Source organism: Desulfobaculum sp. SPO524, assembly GCF_044987625.1.
Lineage (GTDB): Bacteria > Desulfobacterota > Desulfovibrionia > Desulfovibrionales > Desulfovibrionaceae > Desulfobaculum.
Window position 1 is genome coordinate 110,787 of sequence record NZ_JBJDSB010000002.1, and the last position, 21,909, is coordinate 132,695.

At 60.0% G+C, this 21,909-nt stretch carries 17 protein-coding genes and 3 tRNA genes; 4 read left to right on the top strand and 16 right to left on the bottom strand.

What is annotated here, in order from left to right; genetic code table 11:
• Positions 1 to 445: 445 nt before the first annotated feature.
• From hrpB to ACI3L3_RS06085, 6 genes are all read right to left on the bottom strand, one after another.
• Positions 446 to 2,896 (bottom strand): ATP-dependent helicase HrpB, encoded by a 2,451-nt coding sequence (gene hrpB, locus ACI3L3_RS06060; RefSeq protein ID WP_404844220.1) that lies wholly within the window; start codon positions 2,894 to 2,896, stop codon positions 446 to 448.
• A gap of 143 nt (positions 2,897 to 3,039) precedes the next feature.
• The gene (locus ACI3L3_RS06065) at positions 3,040 to 3,912 is read right to left on the bottom strand and encodes a hypothetical protein (RefSeq protein ID WP_404844221.1); all 873 of its coding nucleotides are present in this window, start codon (positions 3,910 to 3,912) and stop codon (positions 3,040 to 3,042) included.
• The gene (locus ACI3L3_RS06070) at positions 3,909 to 4,160 is read right to left on the bottom strand and encodes a hypothetical protein (protein ID WP_404844222.1); all 252 of its coding nucleotides are present in this window, start codon (positions 4,158 to 4,160) and stop codon (positions 3,909 to 3,911) included. Before ACI3L3_RS06070 ends, ACI3L3_RS06065 begins: the two co-directional genes overlap by 4 nt.
• A gap of 62 nt (positions 4,161 to 4,222) precedes the next feature.
• The gene (locus tag ACI3L3_RS06075) at positions 4,223 to 4,558 is read right to left on the bottom strand and encodes a hypothetical protein (RefSeq protein ID WP_404844223.1); all 336 of its coding nucleotides are present in this window, start codon (positions 4,556 to 4,558) and stop codon (positions 4,223 to 4,225) included.
• Between the two features lie 25 nt (positions 4,559 to 4,583).
• A complete protein-coding gene (locus ACI3L3_RS06080; RefSeq protein WP_404845206.1) occupies positions 4,584 to 5,612 on the bottom strand; it encodes a sulfite exporter TauE/SafE family protein in 1,029 nt (342 codons plus the stop codon).
• A 27-nt stretch (positions 5,613 to 5,639) separates the two neighbouring features.
• Positions 5,640 to 5,939: a DVU0150 family protein gene (locus ACI3L3_RS06085; RefSeq protein WP_404844224.1), complete on the bottom strand. Its 300-nt coding sequence runs from the start codon at positions 5,937 to 5,939 to the stop codon at positions 5,640 to 5,642.
• 330 nt (positions 5,940 to 6,269) lie between these two features.
• On the opposite strand from ACI3L3_RS06085, the gene ACI3L3_RS06090 reads away from it, so the two are divergent.
• Positions 6,270 to 8,912: a sigma 54-interacting transcriptional regulator gene (locus ACI3L3_RS06090; protein WP_404844225.1), complete on the top strand. Its 2,643-nt coding sequence runs from the start codon at positions 6,270 to 6,272 to the stop codon at positions 8,910 to 8,912.
• 40 nt (positions 8,913 to 8,952) lie between these two features.
• Positions 8,953 to 11,553, top strand: coding sequence for a PEP/pyruvate-binding domain-containing protein (locus ACI3L3_RS06095; RefSeq protein WP_404844226.1), 2,601 nt, complete (start codon positions 8,953 to 8,955; stop codon positions 11,551 to 11,553).
• 214 nt (positions 11,554 to 11,767) lie between these two features.
• On the opposite strand, the gene ACI3L3_RS06100 is transcribed toward ACI3L3_RS06095, so the two are convergent.
• The 10 genes from ACI3L3_RS06100 to ACI3L3_RS06145 form a co-directional block, all read right to left on the bottom strand.
• Positions 11,768 to 12,190, bottom strand: coding sequence for a response regulator (locus tag ACI3L3_RS06100; RefSeq protein ID WP_404844227.1), 423 nt, complete (start codon positions 12,188 to 12,190; stop codon positions 11,768 to 11,770).
• Positions 12,171 to 13,160 carry a sensor histidine kinase gene (locus ACI3L3_RS06105; RefSeq protein WP_404844228.1) on the bottom strand — a complete coding sequence of 330 codons (990 nt, stop codon included), beginning with the start codon at positions 13,158 to 13,160 and terminating at the stop codon, positions 12,171 to 12,173. The genes ACI3L3_RS06100 and ACI3L3_RS06105 overlap by 20 nt, the downstream gene beginning before the upstream one ends.
• A complete protein-coding gene (locus ACI3L3_RS06110; RefSeq protein WP_404844229.1) occupies positions 13,157 to 13,558 on the bottom strand; it encodes a response regulator in 402 nt (133 codons plus the stop codon). Before ACI3L3_RS06110 ends, ACI3L3_RS06105 begins: the two co-directional genes overlap by 4 nt.
• 19 nt (positions 13,559 to 13,577) lie before the next feature.
• A complete protein-coding gene (locus ACI3L3_RS06115) occupies positions 13,578 to 15,254 on the bottom strand; it encodes an ATP-binding protein (RefSeq protein WP_404844230.1) in 1,677 nt (558 codons plus the stop codon).
• Positions 15,255 to 15,359: 105 nt separating this feature from the next.
• Positions 15,360 to 18,035: a PEP/pyruvate-binding domain-containing protein gene (locus ACI3L3_RS06120; protein ID WP_404844231.1), complete on the bottom strand. Its 2,676-nt coding sequence runs from the start codon at positions 18,033 to 18,035 to the stop codon at positions 15,360 to 15,362.
• A gap of 16 nt (positions 18,036 to 18,051) precedes the next feature.
• The gene (locus tag ACI3L3_RS06125; RefSeq protein ID WP_404844232.1) at positions 18,052 to 18,441 is read right to left on the bottom strand and encodes a response regulator; all 390 of its coding nucleotides are present in this window, start codon (positions 18,439 to 18,441) and stop codon (positions 18,052 to 18,054) included.
• 433 nt (positions 18,442 to 18,874) lie between these two features.
• Positions 18,875 to 18,951, bottom strand: a tRNA-Pro gene (locus ACI3L3_RS06130).
• 15 nt (positions 18,952 to 18,966) lie between these two features.
• A tRNA-Gly gene (locus ACI3L3_RS06135) sits at positions 18,967 to 19,041 on the bottom strand.
• A gap of 74 nt (positions 19,042 to 19,115) precedes the next feature.
• Positions 19,116 to 20,129, bottom strand: coding sequence for an AmmeMemoRadiSam system radical SAM enzyme (gene amrS, locus ACI3L3_RS06140; RefSeq protein ID WP_404844233.1), 1,014 nt, complete (start codon positions 20,127 to 20,129; stop codon positions 19,116 to 19,118).
• Between the two features lie 2 nt (positions 20,130 to 20,131).
• Complete coding sequence (locus ACI3L3_RS06145; RefSeq protein WP_404844234.1) at positions 20,132 to 20,458, bottom strand: hypothetical protein; 327 nt, start codon at positions 20,456 to 20,458, stop codon at positions 20,132 to 20,134.
• 92 nt (positions 20,459 to 20,550) lie between these two features.
• On the opposite strand from ACI3L3_RS06145, the gene purM reads away from it, so the two are divergent.
• Positions 20,551 to 21,612, top strand: coding sequence for a phosphoribosylformylglycinamidine cyclo-ligase (gene purM / locus ACI3L3_RS06150; RefSeq protein WP_404844235.1), 1,062 nt, complete (start codon positions 20,551 to 20,553; stop codon positions 21,610 to 21,612).
• Positions 21,613 to 21,660: 48 nt separating this feature from the next.
• Positions 21,661 to 21,737 (top strand) — tRNA-Trp (locus ACI3L3_RS06155).
• The last annotated feature ends 172 nt before the right edge of the window (positions 21,738 to 21,909 follow it).

Below are 21,909 nucleotides of genomic sequence, written 5' to 3' on the forward strand. Positions count from 1 at the left end.
TCCATAAAATGTGGAAGGTCTGTCAAACGGAAAAGTGTCGCCTTCCAGAAAATGTGGAAGTTTTGGGCTGGAACGTCTGGGAAAAGCGGAAGAACTTTTTTTGCCCGTGCTCGCGGGCTGGGGGGAGGCCGAAGACCGCGGCGAGATGCGGGAGCATGTGGGCGGTAAGACAGGGGGAGGAGTTGGAGCGGTGAGGGCCGGGACAGTTTCCCGCGCGGCGCTGGGCATGGGATATGCGGCGAGGTGGTGGTCGCGTGTTGTTTGGGTGCGGGGTGGGGTCCCCAGCCGGGCGCTGCGGGGCTTTTGTGCGGGGGGATTGGCTCTGGCGCGCCGCGTGTGTCCGCGTGCGGTGGAAACGCGCGGCGGAAGTATGCGGTGGAGACGTGCGGTACTGGGCGGGGAGCGCGCGACGTGGTGGACCACCGCCGGGGACGGGCATGCGACTTTAGCCGGAAAATGGGTCGTCGGGCCAGTGGTGTTTGGGATAGCGGCCCTTCATCTCGGCCTTGACCGAGCGGTAGCCGTTTTCCCAAAAGCTTTTGAGGTCGCGCGTGATTTGCAGGGGGCGCCCAGCCGGGGAGAGCAGGTGCACCGCAAGGGCGTAGCGTCCGGCGGCAATGCGTGGGGTTTCCACCACGCCAAACATGCGCTGGAGCTTGACGGGCAGGGCGGGGCCGCCCTCCTGTGAATAGTCAATGCGCACGCGTCCGCCGTCCGGGACGCGCAGGTGCGTTGGCGCTTCTTTGGCGAGGCGTTGCTGCTGGTCCCACGGGAGCATGGCGTTGAGCGCTGCGGCAAGGTCAATGCGCTTGAAGTGGCTTCGGCGCGAGAGACCCGTCAGAAATGGGGCCAGCCAGTCCTCAAGGGTCTCCAGCAGCGCCTCGTCCGAGACGTCCGGCCACGTGCTTTCGCCGGGGGCGTCCAGTGCGCGCAAAAACGCCACGCGCGTGCGCCAGCTTTCGGTGCCGGCGTCCCACGGCAAAACGTGCAGGCCCATCTGGCGGATGCCATGGACCACGGCGGCGCACACGGCGTCCGGTGCCGGAGCATGAAGCGGGGCGTCGCTGAGAATCACGCGGCCGATGCGGCGCTGGGAGCGGGCCACCACGGCCTCGGTGCGCGCGTCCCATTCCACAAATGCGGCGTCTGTGAGCGCCTCGGGGAACAGGTCCTCCAGCTCCTGCCGCAGAACCGGGGCCGCGCGCCAAATGCGCGCGCGGGCGGCGTTGCCGTCAAGGTCGGCCACGGCCAAAAAGTCTTCCCGCGCCAGTGCGTCGTCCTGCGGCAGCCAGCCCGCGCGTCCGCAGGAGAGGCGGAACTGGCCGTCTCCTGTGCGCTGGGCCACGCGGTCCGGGTAGGCAAGGGCTATGCACGGGCCTGCGGCCTCCACATCAATGCGTGCGGGACCGGAGATTTTTGCGGTGCGGGCAAGGCGCGCGGCAAGCTCGCTGATGCGGCGCGGCGGGGCCTGTGCGGGATTTCTGCCGGGGATGAGGCGCGAAAGGCGGGCGCGCATGTCTGCCCCGCCACGGAGAATGTCGCGCTCCGCGATGAGGGCGGCCACGGCGCAGGCCGTGCGGCCAAAGCCGTGGGCGTCGGCCATGAGCACCATGTGGGCCAGGCGCGGGTGGATGGGCAAGGCGGCAAGGGCCCGGCCATGGGCGGTGATGCCCCCGTCTGCGCCCAGCGCGCCAAGGGACTGGAGCACCTCGCGGGCTTGCTCCATGTTGCGCTGTGGCGGCAGGTCCAGCCATTTGAGGTCGGCGGCGTCGCGTACGCCCCATTGGGCCAGCTCAAGAACAAGGGGCGCAAGGTCGGCTTCCTGAATTTCCGGCGCGGGAAAGGGCTTCAGTAGGCGGTCTTCTCCGGCGCTCCAGAGGCGGTAGCATAGGCCGGGACCAAGGCGTCCGGCGCGGCCGCGGCGCTGGTCCGCCGAGGCAGTGGACACGCGTTCCGTGGTCAGGCGCGTCATGCCGCTGCCGGGGTCAAAGCGGGGGACGCGGGCGTATCCGGCGTCGATGACCACGCGGATGCCCTCAATGGTCAGGCTGGTTTCGGCAATGGATGTGGCGAGCACAACTTTGCGGCGCCCCTCCGGCGGCGGAGCAATGGCGGCGTCCTGCTCCTGCTGGGGGAGCGCGCCAAAGAGTTGATGCACGGAGGTCTCCGGGGGAAGGTTCCCGCCCAGTTGGGCCGCGGTGCGGTTGATGTCCGCCGCGCCGGGCAGAAAGACGAGAATGCTTCCGGATTCTTCACGCAGGGCGCGGCGCACGGCCAGCGCCGTGGTCTGGGCGATGTCCATATCTGGATGCTGGGGCGGCAGGTGGATGGTCTCCACCGGGTAGGCGCGGCCGGCACTGCTCAGCACCGGGCAGTTCTCCATAAGCCCGGACACGCCGGCGCAGTCGAGGGTGGCGGACATGACCACAATGCGCAGGTCCTCGCGCAGGGCGTCCTGACACTCCAGAGCGAGGGCAAGGCCAAGGTCCGCATGCAGGCTGCGTTCGTGAAATTCGTCGAAGATGAGGCAGGCGACATCCGGCAGGTCCGGCTGGGCCTGAATCATGCGCGTGAGCACGCCCTCGGTGACCACCTCAATGCGTGTGGCGCGGGAGACTTTGGTCTCCGCGCGGACGCGGTAGCCCACAGTGGCCCCTACACGCTCTCCCATCTGGCGCGCCATAAACCGCGCGGCAGAGCGCGCCGCAAGCCTGCGCGGCTCCAGCATGATGATGCGCTTTCCCGCCATCCACGGCTCCCCCAGCAAGGCTACAGGAACACGGGTGGTCTTGCCCGCGCCGGGGGGCGCGTGTAGCACAACATTGGCGCTGGTTCCAAGATGGGCGCGCAGGTCAGGCAGGATGTCGTCTATGGGGAGATGGGCGTGTGTGGTCATTGCGCCTTGGCGGTATCGCATTCGGGCGCATTCGGCAAGGCATGGGGGGTGGGGGAAAGACCGTGCCCGTGGGGCGTACGACACCCGTCCACGTTTGGCGGGCGCATTGAAGACGGCTGGAAGAGAGCAACTGAATGCTGGTTTTATTTGTGCGTATTGTCGAGGTGACGCGTGCGGTGCCGTGCCACAAAAAAACGAGGGGAGATGTGGACGCCCATGTCCACGTTAGCGTGGGAGGTTTCAGCCTTGACGGTGTGGACGGAAATGCAACCTACCGGGATGAGCTCGCGGTTGAGGATGGTCAGGGTGTCGTGCTCGCGCACGCCATGGTTTCTGCCAAGTCCGAAAACGACTTCCCAATGGTCGCCGCGGCGGGCGAGTTTGTAGATGGGGGCTATGCCGTTGGCGAGCAGGCGGTTCATCTCGCGGCCTTTTTCGCGGAAGACGACAACGGTGAACAGGATGGCCAGCGGCAGGGTGGCGAACATCACCCACCATGATTGAACGCCAAGCAAGCGGTGGAACAGAGACGTATGGCTCGCGGCTAGCGCTGCTTGGGTGGGCAGGACGCGCACGGTGTGGTGCGGGGCGATTTCATCTGGCGGGCAACCACGGAGGAAGACATCAAGCCGTGCGTCGCCAAGTGCGGCGGAGTCCGAAACCTGGAGAAGCCCCCGCCACATGCGCCCCCGAATCTCGAGGAAATGAAGGGACAGGCCAGGGGTGCTTGTCCGGTAGCGGATGTATCCGTCGAGATTGGTCCCCGGCGCGCTGTTTTCTGCTTCGGCATGCACGCTGACGCCTTGTTCGTTAGGCGGGATGTAGAGGTCGCCGGAGACGATTGTCTCCTCGCCGCGCACAGCGTTGAAGAGCATTTTGTCCGTGCGAAATCCGGCCTGCATTCCATCCAGCGCGGCCAAAAGCGTCAGCACGCACATAATGAGGGCGAGCTTTTGGCACAGGTCGGCGACGCTCTTGCGGCGTTCGGCTTTATTCTTTGGGATGGCGCGGTTCATGCGGCTTCCGCCTCTGCCGCGTTGGTTCCCTTGGTTTGGAATTTGCGGATGAACAACCGGGCGGTAACGACGGTGACCAGCAGAGCAGGAAGATAGGCCTTCAGGAAGAAGACGGTAAGGTTCTCCGATTTGGCCGATCCGTAATACATGCAGAGGAACAGCTCGGTCAGCAGCATGATGTCCATGATGATGACCACAACCTTTTGCCGTGCGTTTAGCCTGTCTTTGACGTTGCGAACGTTGAGCATCTTGTTTTCTCCGGATGTCCCGCACGCCCCGGTGGTTCGGGGCGTGCGGTTCGGCGTTGTGGTTACTTTTTGTTGAGGTCCTGCTTGGAGACGTTCATGACCTTGATAGCCATCTTCTCGGTGCCCTCGACGTTAAAGGCGATGCGTAGGATATCGCCAGTTTCGGGCGAGATGCCAATCTTTGCATCCTTGACGTTGAAGATCGTTCGGATGCCGGTGGACTGGCCGTAGGGGTGGTTTTGGGAGAAGTTGATGTCGTATTCCTCCACCTCAATAGTGGTGGATGTGGTGTTGTAGGTAATGCATTTGCCTTGGACCACCTCTGCCGCAAAAGCGCTGCCAATGGCGAGGCATGAGACAATGAGGGCCGAGGTCAGAATGGTCAAAAGACGTTTCATATTATGACTCCTTTGTGTCTTTCGGTCAGGCGCCTGCCTGATCGCGGGCCTTCTTTTCCCGAATCTCTTGAGATGCACCAACCCACATAATCTTGATGATCATCAGGCAGATGATGCTGATGGTGGAGAGGATGAGTACCGCAGCTGCGGCGGTGAAATTGAGCTGCTTGAGGATGATGGAGATCATGCAGCACAGGACTGCCGCGCCAAAGGCGAGGCGGATGCCGTAGCCCTTGGAGTATTTGGTGGCAACAGTGCCAATCTGTGCGCCAATGGCGGCGCCCGTCAGCATTACGAACACGGCCACGATTTCGATGCGGCCCTTGAGCGTGTAGGTGAACGCACCGTATAGGCCGGAGATCATGACTTCGAAGAGGTCCGTACCCACGGCCACATGGGTGGGGCAGCCGATGAGGTATACAAGAGCGGGCATGCGCAGAAGGCCGCCGCCGATGCCGAGGAAGCCAGCCAGAACACCTGTGAGCAAGGAGACCAAGATGGGCAGCCATGCCGAACAGGTAAAGCCGGAGCGGGTGAAGTGAACCATCGGGGGGATGTTCAGCTTGTGCAGGGTCTTGTACCACGTTACGCCTTCGGCGCCGTGCTCTCCGGTCAGGCCCTTCTTCTTGTTTCTTACGGCCTTGGCGTAGTCGTAGAAGACCATCCATGCGATGAGAGCCAAGAAGCCCACATACACCCAGCGGACGATGGAGCCGACCAGGCCGAGCCGTTCGAGGTACATGATGATTTGCGCGCCAATTTCAATGCCGATCATTGTGCCCACAAGCATGACGATGCCAAGCTTGTAGTCCACGTTGCCGAACTTGGAGTGGCGCATGGTGGATATCATTGATTTGCCTGCAATGTGGGCAATGTCCGTGCCGATGGCGAAAGCCATGGGGAAGCCAAGGATATTTAGTCCAGGGGTGACCATCCATGCGCCACCCATGCCGAAGAATCCGCCGATAACACCGACCGAGAACCCAATGAGCACAAGGCCCGGCCAGAAGATGTCCACGCCAGCGATGGGCATGTACATGTAAAGCCAACTCATATCAGCCATGATGTCCCTCCACGTGTCCTAGTGTTCAACGATTTTGCGCGAGCTGAGGTCGATGCCTGTATGCTGCATCACACGGTCCATGATGAAGCCTAAAATGCACCCCATCGCCGCCGTGAGTACGACGGCCCATATGGCGAAAAGGAGAATGTTCGTGTTGTAGAGGTCCGCGAAGTACCGCAGGATGTCAGACGAAATGACCCGTGTGTCGGCCACGACAACGAGATCGTTGGCCGCTCCGCCGCCCGCTATCGCGGCCTTGGCGAGGAAGGAGTGGATGGCCACGGCTGTGGCGAAGATACCGAAAGTTCGCTTCTTCATGATGAATCTCCGACTTGCGTTTGAGGGTTTTCACTTGCCGTACCGTCTCCGGTTCTGGGCGGGGCCGGCTCCCGTCCAGGCCGGTTTGATCCTTTTCGCAGAGCGCCGCGTCCGGCGTCTCTTTTGTCGCATTGCCTTGGCGGCTTAGCCAAACGGCCACCTGGTTTCATAAAGCGGCTTTGCGATGTATTGGGCAGAGCAATGCGTATGCCAAAGTGAAAAAGGTATTGACCTTGGCGTGTTGCAAGCGATATTCACCAATTGATCTCGTCCTATATTGCGAGATAATGGCGCGTTGTGTTCGGCATGAGCAGGGGAGCAGGAGGGGGTATGGGGCTGTTCAACGGTAAATTTCCATCATTGGTACTGCGTGGCGGCGCGGAAGACGGCCGCGGATGGAGCATCGGAACGCGGCTTCTTGTGTGGCTTGTCCCGGCTGTGATCTGTATTCTTGGCATCTCCGGTTTTTTTTCCTACAGAGTGTCTTGCTCATTTATTGACCTTATCCTTGAGCGCAACGTCCGCGTGCAGACGCTTGCCATCTCCCATCAGATCGAACAGCTTTTTTCAACATGTCGGGAAGATATCCTTTTTATCGCGCAAGGCCGCATCGACGATGCTGTTTTGCACGATTATATTGCGCGAAATAGACGTGCAGGCGGGGTGTCCTATCGTGAGGCGGGGTTCATCTCCGGCGGCGGGGGGGGGCATTTCGTCATTGTGTCGCGCGATGGCGACATGTCTGTTGCCAAGGGGGATGATTTTGGCTCTATTCGTCCCAACCCGCTTTTGACCTTTGATGAGGCGGAGGGGCTTCGTCAGGGCGAGGTCCGCATTTCACCAATTCTTGAGATTGAGTACCCGTTTGAAGGGCCGGAGGGCGCGCAGCAACGCGTGTCGACGCACATCCTGCGCTTCTTTACTCCGTGCATTGGGCCTGATGGGAGCGAAGGGCTACTGTTCGTTGGGCTCGACGTGCACGATGTCCGAAACATTTTGTCGCTGTACAACTCCGATAAATCGCCCTTGTGGGGCTATCCGCGAAGCAGCGAGGTCCGGTTCACGTATCTCTTTGATAACGACGGCTGGATGCTGTGCCAGTCAGTGGATTTGGAAAAGCAGGATGCACCATTGTCCACCTATCTTGCTCGGGCAGGCATGGACGGCACCCTTGGGCGCCCCGGTCTGTCCTGCGCTTTTCGTCCGTCATCGGGCAAGACGTCCTTTTGGGGGATGGTGAACAAGAATCGCGAAGGGCACGGCGGCATCATCCGCGAAGAAAACGACGGGCGGCACGCTTCAAGCGTAGATGATTACTACCTTGCGTGGGCTCCTGTATCCTACGCGTCTGTTGCGGGGGGGGAGCGGCGTGTTGTGGCGGGAGTCGCCTTCGAGGACCGCAGTGTGCTGACCGTAGCTGCGGGCTATAAGCATCTTGATGTGATGTTCATTATTACTATTGTGTCCGCGCTGCTTCTTGCGGCTGTTATTATTGGTGTGAGCCATTGCCTGACCCGTCCAATTCTGCAGTTGGCAAGAACCGTCGATCATATGCATGGCGAGGGTGAGGTTGGCGAAATAACCATGACGACGTCCGGGTATGAGGCCGAACGTTTGCGTGATGCGCTGAACAGAATGTTTGCGATTATGCGCAGCCAGATTGAGGAGATACGGCGCAAGGACGAGGCCATCCGTGATGTCAGCCTACGCGAGAAGGTGTCGCTAGAAGATGAACTGGCCGGAGCTTGCCCCGACGACGATGTTATCCCTGAAATAATCGGCATTGGCCCGGAAATTGAGAAGGTCAAGTCAGATATCGTTCGCGCTGCGCAGGTGGATGTGGACGTTCTTGTGGTTGGCGAGACGGGGACGGGCAAGCAGTTGGCCGCTGAGGCCGTGCACCGGCTCAGTCCGCGCCGGTCAAAGCCCTTCATATCCATAAATTGCGGCGCATTGGACGAGAACCTGCTGCTGGATACGCTGTTTGGGCACGTGCGCGGAGCGTTTACCGAGGCCCGCAGCGACAGGAAAGGCGCGTTTCAGGAGGCGCACGGTGGAACGCTGTTTCTCGATGAAGTCCAGTCTGCGTCGCCCAAGGTGCAGCAGGCGCTTCTTCGCGCTATTGCCATGCGGAAGATCAAACCCCTTGGCAGCGACCGTGAGGTAGACGTGAATGTGCGGCTCATTGCAGCGACCAACGCCGACCTTACGGAAGAAATCCGCGAGGGTCGCTTTCGAGAGGATCTGTACTACCGGTTGAAGGTTATCATGCTGTCCACGCCGCCGCTGAGGCGTCACCGTGAGAGCATTCCCGCTCTTGCACACCACTATTTGCGCAATGCAGAGGCTATGGCTGGCCGCAAGGGCGTCGCACTGAGCAAGGGCGCGTTGGAAAAGATGCGGGATTACCATTGGCCCGGCAACATACGGGAAGTGGTCAATGTTATTACCCGTGCCGCTGTGATGTGTGAGAACTCGGTCATTCAAGCGGAGGATATTCGGTTGGAAGGCGAGGGCTCGTGGACGCGGGGCGAAGGGGAGGGCGACCCTTCGTGCACCGGAGTCGGCGCTGAGCCTGAAAAGACGTCTGGTGCATCAGCTCTGTTCGACGAGGGAGGAGCTGATGGTACAGAGCCTGCCCCTGCACGCTCAGCAGAGGCCTTTGCACACAGTGAAGTCCCGCCGCTTCCTGAAGCGGCGCGGGGGCGCACCGAGTCCAAAACACCGGCCCAGCGCCGCCGCGCGCAGCCGCAATCAGAAGCAGCGGAAGCTGGGAATGGGTTGAATGCTCGTCAACGGCAGACTCTTGAGGCTATTCGTCAGCGCGGGGAAATTACGCGTAGCGGTTATCAGAGGCTTGTGGGCGGCGATTTGCCCTCGCGCACGGCCATTTATGATTTGCAGGACCTTGTGAAGCGGGGCCTGCTGAAGAAGACAGGCAAGGGGCCGGCCACCAAGTACGTTTGGATGTGATGCAGAATTGGGGCGAGCTCTCGTCTGAAAGGGAGACGATATGTTTCGGCTGCCATTTCTTTCGCGCAGATCTCGACGCAGGCGCGTTGACCAGTACGACCCTGCGTTGCATTTTCGTGAACGGTATGCGCGTTTCAAATCTTTGCTGGAATCCAATTCCGAGTTGTTGACCCTCATTGCCGACATAGAGGAGAAGCTTCACGGAGGGACGGCGCTGACCATGAGCTATGTGCGTGAGCAGTCGTCGCGGGCCATGTTCCATGCGGCGCGCATGGTTGATGCGATTATTGATCTTTCGGGCGGGCGGCACGCCCGGCTGCGCGAGGATCTTGAGCGCATCCGCGCGCAGGTTCGGGAGGTGGTGGAGCGCCCACCTGATTTGCCAGCGTGTGGCTTTGTCATGCCGCATAGTGACATCGCTATGGACATGGCACCTTTTGTGGGCGGAAAAAATGCGCACCTTGGCGAAATGTGTCGCGCCGGGGTGAGCGTGCCGCCAGGATTTGCTGTGACCACAGCGGGCTATATTCACTTTGTGGAGCATGGCCGCATTCTGGATGAAATCCGCAAGGCGCTCCGCGGTGCGGATGCTTCGGACGCGGCGTCTTTGGCCCGCGTGTCCGAAGAGGTACAGCGACTGTTTTTGTCAGCACAAGTACCCCCGGATTTGGCGCAGGCCATTATGGCGGCCCATGACGACATGTGCCGCGCGGCCGGGGTGGGAGCTCTGCCACTCGCCATGCGCTCCAGTGCCATTGGCGAAGATGGCGAACTGTCCTTCGCCGGGCAGTATCTGACGATGCTTAACGTCCCCCGCGAGCGAGTGCTGCGGACTTATGCTATGATTCTTGCCAGCCTTTTTACTCCCCGCGCCATTGCCTACCGTTTGCATATGGGGATCCCTTCCGAGAATGCGGCCATGAGTGTCGCCTGCCTTGGCATGGTTGAGGCAGTAGCCAGCGGGGTCATGTATTCCCGCAGTCCAGTGAATTCCGCCGATGATCGAGTGTTGGTCAACGCCGTGTGGGGGCTTGGCCCCTATGCTGTGGACGGTGTGGTCACTCCGGATGCCTATGTGCTCTCACGCGACGAGCCGCCTCAATTGCAGGAGCGGCGCGTGGCCGTACAGGCCGTGCGTCTTGAGGGAAGTGGGGAGGGCGCGGTGCGTGAGGTGCCCGTGCCCGAGGCTCTTGCCGCCGAGCCATGTCTGTCCGAAGCGCAGGCTGTGGAGCTTGCGGCTTGCGGCTTGCGCCTTGAGCGGCATTTTGGGGTTGCGCAGGATATGGAATGGGCGTGCGACGCCGCTGGGAAGCTTTATATTCTCCAATCGCGGCCGTTGCATGCCTGCGCCGAACCTGTACAGGCGGATGCCATGGCTGTGCCGGGAGCCGAGGTGCTTTTGGAGGGTGGAGACACTGCCTGCCCCGGCGTGGGGAGCGGGGCGGTGCATATCATCCGCTGCGACGCGGACATTGAGAATTTTTCCGAAGGTGCGGTTTTGGTGATTGAGCATTCTTCGCCGGGGTATGTTGTTGTCCTGCCGCGTACGGCCGCTGTGATTGCAGCGGCTGGCAGCGTGACAGGCCATATGGCCTCCCTTGTCCGCGAGTTTGGGGTGCCCGCCGTTTTTGGCGTCGCGGATGCGATGTCGCTGGAAGAAGGACGCATTGTTACGGTGGATGCCTCGCGGCGGCGTATCTACGCTGGGGAGGTGCAGGAATTGTCACGCGAGTGCGCGCCCTCGCGCCCAACATTTTCCGCAACCCCGGTGCACCGGGCCCTTGATGCACTGGCGCGGCATATCATCCCCCTTGGTCTCACGGATCCAAAGTCGCCGGACTTTGCGCCGGGCAACTGTAGAACCGTGCATGACATTATGCGGATGTGCCACGAGTTTTCCTACCGCGAGATGTTTTCAATAAGCGATGTGGCCGCTCAGGCGGGCGGCGTGGCTGTTGGTCTTGACGCTCCTCTGCCGCTGGACCTGCATATTATTGACCTTGGCGGGGGCCTTGAGCCGTCATGCCACGGCAAAAGGCGGGTTGTGCCTCACGACGTGACGTCGAAACCCTTTGCTGCGCTGCTCGCAGGGATGCTGCACGATAAGGTTCAGCGGCGCGGCCCTGTCCCCGTAAGCCTTGGCGGCTTCTTTTCCGTTATGGGGCAGCGGATGATGGAACCGCCTGAGGTGGGGCGCGAGCGGTTTGGCGACCGCAGTTACGCCATCGTTTCTGACCGCTATCTCAACTTTAGTTCGCGCGTGGGGTATCATTACAGTGTGCTCGACGCGTGGTGCGGCGACGTGCTTAATGAGAATTATATTAATTTTGAATTCAAGGGCGGCGCGGCTGATGACATCCGGCGCATCCGCCGGGTCCGCGCTATTGCACGTATTCTTGAGGAGCTAGGTTTTCGCGTGCGCACCCGTAGCGACCGGGTGGTTGCGCGTTACCGCAAGTATTCGCATGACGACACCCGTGAGCGCTTGGACCAGCTCGGGCGGCTGCTCATATTCACCCGCCAGATGGACATGCTGATGAGTGGCGAGCAGAGCGTTACCTATGCTGTCGAGAGCTTTCTTGCCGGGCGGTATGATTGGGAGCCTTCGTCTGATGAGTCCCCAGCATCCCCCCGCCAGTAGGGCTGGCCGCGTTGCTGCCACGCTCCATTTGTTATCGCTTTTCGTTTGCTACATCCGCCTTGGCCTGTTGATGGGCCAAGGCGATTTTTATCCGCGAAGCAGTTCGTTGAGACCTTTGAGAAAAAGAGCCCCGGACCGACAGAGCCGGCCCGGGGTGAGGTGAGAGTGGGACAACCGCCAAGTGTCCCATCTGATGGAGGGTATGTGGTCCGCGTTAGCCGCCGCGGGGGGCACCGGTATGTTTTTTATTCTTATAAAATTGCCCCTTTTGAAAGGCCCATCGGATCTTGCGCACAATCTCCTCGGTGGGGCAGGGCTTGAGAAGATAGTCGAACGCGCCCAGCTGCATCATTTCCATAGCGTCATCCACGGAGGCATGCCCGGTAAGGACAATGACTTCGGCATCGCAGCCCATGGCGCACATGGCTTTGTATGTGCCTATCGCGTTGAGGCCAGGCATTCTCATGTCCAGCAGAACAACGTCGCAGTCGGTGTCATTCAGCATTTCGAGGGCGGTTTCGCCGCAGTCTGCGCAGGACGGTGCAATGTCGTCCTGTATGCTGAGGATGCGGTGGAGATTCTCGCTGAAAGCGGGTTCGTCGTCGACGATGAGTACCTTAATGAGCTTCGTGTTCATGTTGCGCCTCACAAAGGTTGTGGCCGCTGGCTGGCGGTGCCTGCTGGCCTTTGAGGGGGAGACGGACGGTGAGGACCGCGCCACCGCTGGCTTTGTTTGTGGCCGAAATTGTTCCGCCGAGCCGGGTTACGATGCCCTGACAAATGGAGAGGCCAAGGCCTGTGCCCTGGTCGGGTGGCTTGGTGGTGAAAAATGGATCGAAGATGCTGGCCATGGCATCATTGGGGATGCCTGGTCCTGTATCGGATATTTCGACGGCCGCGTGGCTGGAGCTGAACGAGGTGGAGAGAAAGACACTGCCCCTGCGATCCACAGCCTGAACGGCGTTGTTGAGGATGTTGAGGACGACCTGCCGCACAAGCTGAGGGTCCGTTGGAATATGGGGGAGGGTGCTGTCATAGCTTCGCACGAGGCGAATGCCGCGTCCTTTGGCCTCTTTTTCGACAAGCAGCGCCATCCCTTCCACAAGAGTGTTGAGGTTCGTAGGTTGTGGTACGGCCCCACTTTTGCGGGCAAACTGGAGCATGGAGTGGGTAATGGTGCGGCAACGGTCAATTTGAGCGGCAATTTGAACAAGACTGTGGCGCAGTCCGGGGGTGATGCTGTCGAGGGGGTGGGCCTGATTCAGAAGGTGTTCCATCCATTCGGCCTCCTGCCCGATGATTGCCAGCGGCGTGTTTATCTCATGGGCGATGCCGGAGGAAATCTGGCCTAGGGCGGCAAATTTATGTGTTTGGATGAGTTGGTCATCCACAGGTGGTGTGGGGGTGTGGGTTGGTGCGCGGCCAAGAAGTCTGCGGGCGGAGGCGAAGGGGATTGCCGCCGCCGCAATGGTTGGGAGAATCCAGGCCGGGGAGCTACCGCTTTTTGCGGCGGCCAAGGTGCAAAGCGCGACTCCAACCGGCACCGCGAAAAGGTGGGCAAGGCGTGTGCTGAACGGGAGTGATGTTTGAACGGAGCGGCCGGTCATTGCGTCCGCTCCGAGTGATTTTCGATGAGGCGCTTGCGGTCGCGGGCGCGCAGAATGCGTTCCAGCATGTCGTCGATCTTGAAGGGCTTGAGAACGTAGTCGTAGGCCCCAAGGCTCATGCCTGTCAGTCCGGACTCCACGGAGCCGTGCCCGGTAAGCATAATTACCTCCACAAGGGGGTGGCGTTTCTTGATTTCTCGCAAGGTTTCGATGCCGTCCATGCCGGGCATCTTTACGTCGAGAACCACAACGTCGGCGTCGTTGGCGCCGAGCCATGTCAGTGCTTCAGCTCCGCTGTGCACACCGTGTACGTCGAGATTGCGCTTTGAGAAGCGCTTGACGAAGAGCTGGATGAAGTCGGGTTCGTCGTCCACGACCAGGACCTTGAGTTGTGTCATCTGGTGCTCCTTGGTTCCGCTACGCGCCGGGTGCCATGCCGGGCGCGACGTGGGCAGGCAGTCGCACGTCGAAGGTGGTGCCAGTGCCCGGCGTGCTTTCCACGAGGATGGTCCCGCCGAGTTTTTGCATGATGCTGTAGGCGATGGCGAGGCCGAGGCCCGTCCCTTCCCCCACGTCTTTGGTTGTGTAGAAGGGATCGAAAAGCCGCCCGAGTTCTTCGCGGCAGAGGCCGGGACCAGTGTCCGTAATGATGACGGAAACCTGCTCCGCCGAGCTCTCATAGGTGGTGCGCAGGGTGACGGAGCCGTCTTTGCCTACGGCGTCGATGGCGTTTTCAGTGATGTTGAGGAGTACCTGCTGCACTTGCGCCGTATCCGTAGTGATGCGGGGCAGATCGTCGCGAAACTCCGTCGTCAACTTGATGTTCCGGTATAGAGCTTCGTTTTCAAGGAATGCGAGTGTTTGCGCCACGATGTCGTTGATGTTCACATTCTCCTGCATGGGCTCCATGCTCCGCGCAAACCCAAGCATGCGGTGGGTGACGCTCCTCGCGCGTTCCACATGTGTTTCAACCTTGTTCACGGCGTCTTCAATTTCATCAAAGTTGACGATGGCTTTGGGGTCCTCCTCTGTGAGCAAGTCTTTCACCCAGCCTGCGCTTTCCTGAATAAGGGTAAGCGGGTTGTTCACCTCGTGGGCAACGCCAGCGGCGAGCTTGCCAAGGGCAGCCATCTTGGAGGCCTGCATGAGGCTGGCGTCAAGGGCTGCCTTTTCACGTTCAGCGTTCATGAGCTGTCGCACGGTGGCATTGGTGCTCCGCATGGCCCCTACGATGATGAGCAGCATGACAACGCCCAGAAGCGTAAAAACAATCCATTGGGTGCGAATCAGGGGGGACATCTCTTCCGTGGGGTCTTCCAGTACCACAAGAAGCCATGGAGTGCGGTTGAGCCAAGCGCGGCCGACGATGCGGCGGGCTCCGGAAAAGTCTACTTCGTCGACGTGGGCGTCGGAGCAGGAGGCCAGCATGGGCAGTGGCGAGGGATCCAGAACGGTGCCGGAGAAACGTGGTGTTGTCTGGAGCTTGCCGCTTCGGTTGACGAGCCACGCATCCCCAGCATTGCCAAGCTGGACAGTGCGCACAAGCTCGTCGAAGACGTCGGAGTCTATGGTGGCACGCAATATCCAGATGCTCTCGCCCTCGTGGACCGAGACAGCGATGATGATGTGTGGGAAATTGCGGAATCCCATAAACACGTCGCTGACGGAGACGCCTTTAAGCATGGCCTCGTGAAACCATTGCTCGTTTTTGTAGTTGAATTGTCTGAGAGGATAGGGGCCGACGTAGGCGGCGTGGTTTCCTTCAGCGTCGATGACGCCCATATCGACAAATGATCCGGAGTTGGCCTTGACGGTTCGAAAGACGGATTCAAGGACTTTTTGGCGCGAGAGCTCGGTATAGGTGTGGGTTTGGGCCAGCGTTTTGAGCTGTGAGATGCGCTCGTTGAGGAACATATCAATGGAACTGCGCTTGTTGTTAACGATTACCTGCATCTGTCCTTTGAGCTTGCCCATGAAAGCGCGCTTGAACTGATCGTGAATGATAAACCCCAGCACAAGAAGTGGGACCAGCGAGAAGAGGAGCATGGTCGAGGACAGCTTGAGGCGAAGCTTGCGGTAGTCCTTTGTGTTCATGTGGTTTGCCCTGTGTGGTGTTCTTGTGGAATGTGCCTTGGTAACAGCAAGCGGTGTTCCAGAAAATCTCGCAAAACGTTTGTCCGCGTTTGGCGGGTGTTGTGTTTATTTCGCAAAGGCTGTTTCGCCGTTTGTGTTGTGGTAGCCCGCTGCGCCTTTTGCCTGTTGCGGTATCTTTGGCGCAACAGTCTGTAGGTCGTTGCGCAGGCGGGTGCGCTCGCGGGCGACGGCCGCCGCGTCGGCCATGATCATGTCCAGTTGCCGGGTATGCACGATGAGGTAGCCGAGCACGGCAAGGCAACGCTCGGTTTCCTGCGCGGCGAAGCCCTCAACACGGGCAAAGAGTGCGTCCTGTAGCACTTCACAGCGGAAGCCGAAGTCCTCAAGGATTTCGGCTATCAGCTTGGCCCGAAGGATGCGGCGGGGCAGGTCGGCACCGCCGCCCTTGAAGTGCAGGGAGGCGTAGTTTTCTGCGTTATGGTCAGCAAGAGCAGCCTCAACAGTGGAAAAGTGGAAGCCGTAGCGTGATTGGAGATTTACGTATTTGCTGGAGATGAGAAAGAAATTGCGGGCCGTGAAGTCGGAATGGGCCGCCGCTTCCAGCCCAGGAGTAGACGAGGCGCCCGCCACGACGGAGAGAAAGCCGCGCGTATCCACCGCGGGCGGTCCGGTCCACGGTACGGTCGTCATACCGCGCCACAGGGCGAGCATAGGACGGCTGGCGATGTCGTCGATGTGCACAACGTTGTCTTCGGGCGTGGCGATGTATCCGTCGTCGAGATTGACGACCCAGTATTGCGTGGGAACGTCGCAAACGAGGCGTTTGCTGTATATGGCAGGAAAGGGGAGGTCCGTACTGCGCGTGAACATGGCCTTGACGGATTTTTCGTGACAGTAGCGCGTGATGTCATGGAGCGTCATGCAGGACTGTGGCAGGAAGTCCGGAGAGGAGGGGTCGCGCAGTGTGAGTGGCACAATGTGCTGTGCGGCGCTGTGGAGAGTGGTATGCACGGGGCTGCCGATCATGCGATTCTTAGGCTTGAGGCGCGGGGCAAGCGCTTCCTCAATGCGCCCCGCGTAGATGGTGCACGCGTCGGCGTCCACGGTGATGATGCCCGCGCCTTCAAGGGTGGCTAATGCGCCCGGAAGGCCCATGATGGCAGGAACGCCGAATTCGCGGGCAACATTGGCAAGGTGCCCGGCCGCCCCGCCATACTCAGTAACCACCGCCGACGCCGAGGGAAGGAGGGCGGCCCAGCACGGCAGGGACTGCGTAGTCACAAGAACACCGTCACGTGGAAAATCCAGCGCATCTGCATCCCTGCGAACAACATAGGCGGTTCCCGTGCCAGCTCCTGGGCTTGCTGTGACCCCGCCCGTCAGCAGCGGACGGGCGTTTACGGGCGGCTGGTGAAGGGCGGCGTCGTAATGGGGCGCGTCGGAGGCGAATACGTCACGGGACTGAAGGATGACAAGGCGACCATCAATGTCCTTCGCCCACTCTACGTCTTGCGGCGTACCGAAGTGCTCTTCGATACGAATGGCTATGGCCGCAAGGCGGAGGGCGTCTGCTTCGGAGAGGCTGAGTCTTGTGCGCAACGACTTTGGGACGGTTGTTTTGCGGATTCCCTCGTGCTCGTCGTTTTCGATGCGTGTGGTTTTGGAGCCGATGTGCGTGGAAACGAGGCGCGCCGGGGTGAGGCCGTCGCCGCGGGCGACGTGGAGGACGTCGGCATTCACTGAACCGTCCACCACGCCCTTGGGCAGTCCCCAAACGGAATGTACCGCCACCTGCTCCCGCCGGCCGGTCAATGGGTCGGCAGTATAGGCCACGCCGCTGGCCTGTGCCTCGACCATGCGCATAATGCCTACACACATGGGCACGTCATCATCACGGATGCCGCGCGTTAGTCTGTAGTTCATTCCTGTCACGCCATAGGTCGTGGCGACGATTTCACGGTAGACGTCCGGCACATCCTCTGGGGCAACATTGAGTTCGGTGTGGAACTGTCCAGCAAAGGATGTGCCTGCCGAATCTTCGCCTATGGCGCTTGACCGCACGGCAAAGCGGAGCCCGTCTCCCTGGGTGTGGACGAGGGCCTGGACATGCTCACTGATTTCTCTTTCGAGTCGAGGAGGAAGCTCCGCCGTGACAATGAGTTGGCGTAGGGAGGACGACAGGGCGTAGAGGTCCATGAGTTGGGTGGCACCGGCTGCTTGAATGCGGCGTTCGATTTCCTTGCGCAGGTCGTTGTGCTGCATGAAAGCGTAAAATGCGGAAGCCGTAATGGCGAAGCCGTTGGGCACGTGTAGGGAGAGCCTGCGACGGATTTCGCCCAGCGCAGCCATTTTCCCACCGACCTCATCTCTGAGCGAGGTATCGATGGCGTTTATGGGGACAACGTATGGGCCGCAGGCGCTATGCTGCGCGGGAGCGATGCATGCGGCAATGTCGGTGCTGATTCGGTTGAACGCGTCGGACAAGGTGTCATGCCGTCCCGGAGAAAGGGCTATGAGGGCGCGGACTATGGCGTATACCTCGCTGCTGCAGCGCGTGCACCTGGAGCGGACGAAGTCCATACCAAAAGGGCTGTGGCCTTCAAGGGCTTCTTCGATTTCAGCCATTAAGGTCAGGGCGCGGTTGTTGGCCGCCAGCAGGTGGCTGAAATTCAGGCAACGCTGTTTGTGGGCGTGTAGCATCCGTTCAGCTTTTGCCTTGTCCTGCTCCCGTGCACCGCCGAAAAAAGCACAGAGGCGGTCCCTGAGTCTGCTTCCAGCCATGCTTCCTCCGTGTGGATTAGGTGTTGGCGCCGAGCCGCTTGCGCGCCATGGCATCCTGAATTTTGAACAGCAATTCGTTTATTCCCACCGGTTTGAGCAGGTAGTCGAACGCGCCAAGGGCCATCCCTTGGTGTGCGGCTTCTAGGCTTGCGTGGCCAGTGAGCATGATGATTTGTGCGTCCGAGTCGAGGCGCTGCATAGCGCGCAGGGTCTCAATGCCGTCCATGCCGGGCATACGAACATCAAGAATCACGACGTCAAAGGGAGCGTCACTCAGTGCGGCGAGCGCTTCCTTGCCGTCTGGTACGGCTTGCACCACCAGACCGCGCTTGCGCAGGCGCTTGGTTATGAGGTCGCGAAAGTCATGTTCATCGTCCACGAGAAGGACGCGTGGAGGTGTCTGCATTGTCGCTCCTTTTGGTGTCGCGTGCTGGCCCCGCCCCCCGAAAGGAGGTGTTGTGTTTGGGGGCGGGGCACCTTCGCAACATGGTGTGTGATGGAGAAAGAAGAGCAACAAGCGTACCAGTGGAAAAAATAGCGCAATAAAGGCTCAATAGTCTGATTTTATTGAAATTAATTTTCAAGCAAAGCTGGATTTCGCGCAAAGGGCGTCTTTGTGGCGTGATTGAGGCGGGAGCGTTTCTGAGGGATGATTGGCCACGAGGAGCGAAAGTGTCTTGTGTATGGAGATACGTCAGGGGAGGAGTGTGGCGTGGAGACGCCACAAGGGGGGCTGCTGGATGCAGAGTACATGCGGAAGGGGCTGTACTGTGAAGAGGGCGGCGGAGAAAACGCCAAAAAAAAGCTTACAGGAAAAACCTGTAAGCTGTTGTGTTCTATGGTCGGGGCGGAGAGATTTGAACTCCCGACATCCTGCTCCCAAAGCAGGCGCGCTGCCAGACTGCGCCACGCCCCGAGGGAAGAGAAAAAGTGGAGCGGGAGACGGGATTTGAACCCGCGACTTCAACCTTGGCAAGGTTGCACTCTACCACTGAGTTACTCCCGCGTCGTGTCGTGAAGAACCACCTACTGAAAATGAAATCCCATGGCAAGCCCTAAGGGCGAACTTTTTCATTTTTTTCACTCGGCGGAAAAGACGCCGGGTATTGGGTGTTTGCACGATGGGCAAAGGCCCTTGGTGTTGTGCGCGCCAAGGCTGAAGCCGTGTCGCGCAATGACGACGTGGCCGCACGCGGGGCAGATGGTGCTTTCGGTATTATGTCCGGGCACGTTGCCCGCATAAATATATTGAAGCCCCGCATCGCGCCCGATGGCGATGGCGCGCTCCAGCGTGGCAACGGGCGTTGGTGGGCGGTCCATCATGGTGTAGTCCGGATGAAAGCGTGACAGGTGCCACGGCGTTTCCGGGGAAAGCTCATCATGAATAAAGGCCGCCATGTCGGCAATTTCGCCGTCTGAATCGTTAACGTCCGGGACCAGAAGGGTGGTGACCTCCAGCCACCAGCCAAGACGGCGCATGTGTTTGAGGTTTTCCAGCACGGGCTTGAGGCGCGCGCCGCAGAAGTCCGTGTAGGCCGCCTCGGTGAAGGCCTTGAGGTCGATATTGGCGGCGTCGATGTACGGCCCCAAGGCGCTCAGACATTCCGGGCTTTGGAAGCCGTTGGAAACAAGGATGTTGCTCAGGCCGCGTTCATGAGCGGCGCGGGCGGTGTCGAGCATCAATTCATAAAAGATGGTGGGTTCGGAGTAAGTATAGGAAATGGACCGGCAACCCCGGTCGATGGCGGCGTCCACAAGGCTTTCCGGCGTGGCGGGCTGGCCGGAGGGGAGCTGGCCGCTGCGTGGCGGCTGGGAGAGCGAGGCGTTCTGGCACCACGCGCAGGAAAAGTTGCACCCCATGGCAGCAAAGGAAAACGTGAGCGTGCCGGGCAAAAAGTGGAAGAGCGGCTTTTTCTCCACCGGGTCCACATGCAGGGCGGCGATGGTGTCCGCGTAGGTGATGAGACTGCCGCCGCGATTTTCGCGCACTCCGCACAGGCCCCGCGCGTCCGGCTCAATGATGCAGAAGTGGCTGCACAGGCGGCATTGCACCCGGTCGTTGCTGATGGATTTCCAGAGCTGCGCCTGTCGCATGGCTACTCCTTGGGGGCTTGGCCGGGAGTGGTGCTGTTTTTGGGCGTAATGGAAATGTTGGGTTCAATGGTCAGCGGGATGTGGTATTCCTGCTGGGGCGTCTCGCCATGGCGGGGGGCGGGCTGCACGCGGATGATGCGGTCGCCGGTATCATTGCGGCGCTCCATGTGGATGCCCTCGTCGGATGTGCCGAAGACGCGGTCTTTTCTGGGGGCGGGGGCCTGTTGCGATGTATCGCACAGGGCAGGTGCGGGGACCATAACAGCCGCAAAAAGCACGGCAAAAGTGAGTATGGCAAGGCGCTGTAGACAAAAGCGCGTGTGCAGCATGAAAAAATCTCCCTTGAATTTCGGCACTGAAAACCATATAAGCGACTCCCGACCAAGGCGGTAAGCCGCTTTCACCGCAAGGAGCACATCCCATGACAGACAGGGCCAAGGCCTATACCGAAGCTGGCGTAAACATTGACGCTGGCAACGAGTTTGTTTCCCGGATCAAATCCATGGTTTCCTCGACCTTTACAGGCGGGGTCGTGACCGATATCGGCGGGTTCGGCGGTCTTTTCAAGCTGGATACCAATTCCATGGAAAATCCCGTTCTCGTAGCCTCCACCGATGGCGTGGGCACCAAGCTCAACCTCGCCTTTCAGTACGACAGGCACGATACAATCGGTATCGACCTTGTGGCAATGAGTGTCAACGACATTCTTGTCCAGGGAGCCAAACCTCTTTTCTTCCTCGACTATTTCGCCACCGGCAAGCTGAATGTCGGCACGGCGGAGAAGGTTGTCGCGGGTATTGTTGATGGCTGCAAGCAGAGCCGCTGTGCACTGCTTGGCGGCGAGACGGCAGAGATGCCGGACTTCTACAAGCCCGGCGAGTACGACCTGTCCGGATTCTGCGTTGGTGTTGTTGATAATGCCAACATTGTGGACGGCGCGTCCATCCGTCCCGGCGACAAAATCATTGGTCTTGGAAGCTCCGGCGTCCATTCCAACGGCTATTCGCTGGTGCGCAAGCTGGCTACGCAGGCCGGCCTGAAGGGTGACGACACCTTCCCCGGCACCGACAGAACCGCTGCGGACGTGCTCCTTGAGCCCACCCGCATCTATGTGGAAACCGTGCGCGGCCTGATGCGCGACATGACCATTAAGGGCATGTGCCACGTCACCGGCGGTGGCTTCTACGACAACATTCCGCGCATTTTGCCGCGCGGGGTGGTGGCTTCCATCGATTTCGAGAGCTGGGACATCCTGCCGGTGTTCAACTGGCTGAAGGAAGAGGGACAGCTGAGCTGGCCCGAAATGTTGCAGATTTTCAACTGCGGTATCGGCTACATCCTCATCGTTTCCGAGGATATAGCTGAAGACGTTGTCAACCGCGCCAAGGGCATGGGCGAAAGCGCCTGGGTCATCGGCGAAATTAAATCGCAAAAAAAGGTTGACAAAGAGCGGGTAATCGTGGATTTTCCGCAAGCGCGCTGAGGGAAAAGCCGTTGAACAACGGTCCTTTAGAACGCTTCTGTGCAGCGCAGGCCAGTAGCTCTAACGGCTAGAGCGGCGGTCTCCAAAACCGCATGTTGGGGGTTCGAATCCCTCCTGGCCTGCCACACACCGCAAATAGAGCCCTTGCTCCTCTGGAGCAAGGGCTTTTTTGCGTCTGGTGTGCGGCGTTTTGCCTCTGCGGTGTTGCGTGCGGAGCCGTGATACGCAGGGAGCACTGCAAGAGTGCCACAGAGGCGTACACGGCTGATTCGCGGGGGCCACAGGCACAGTGCTGTG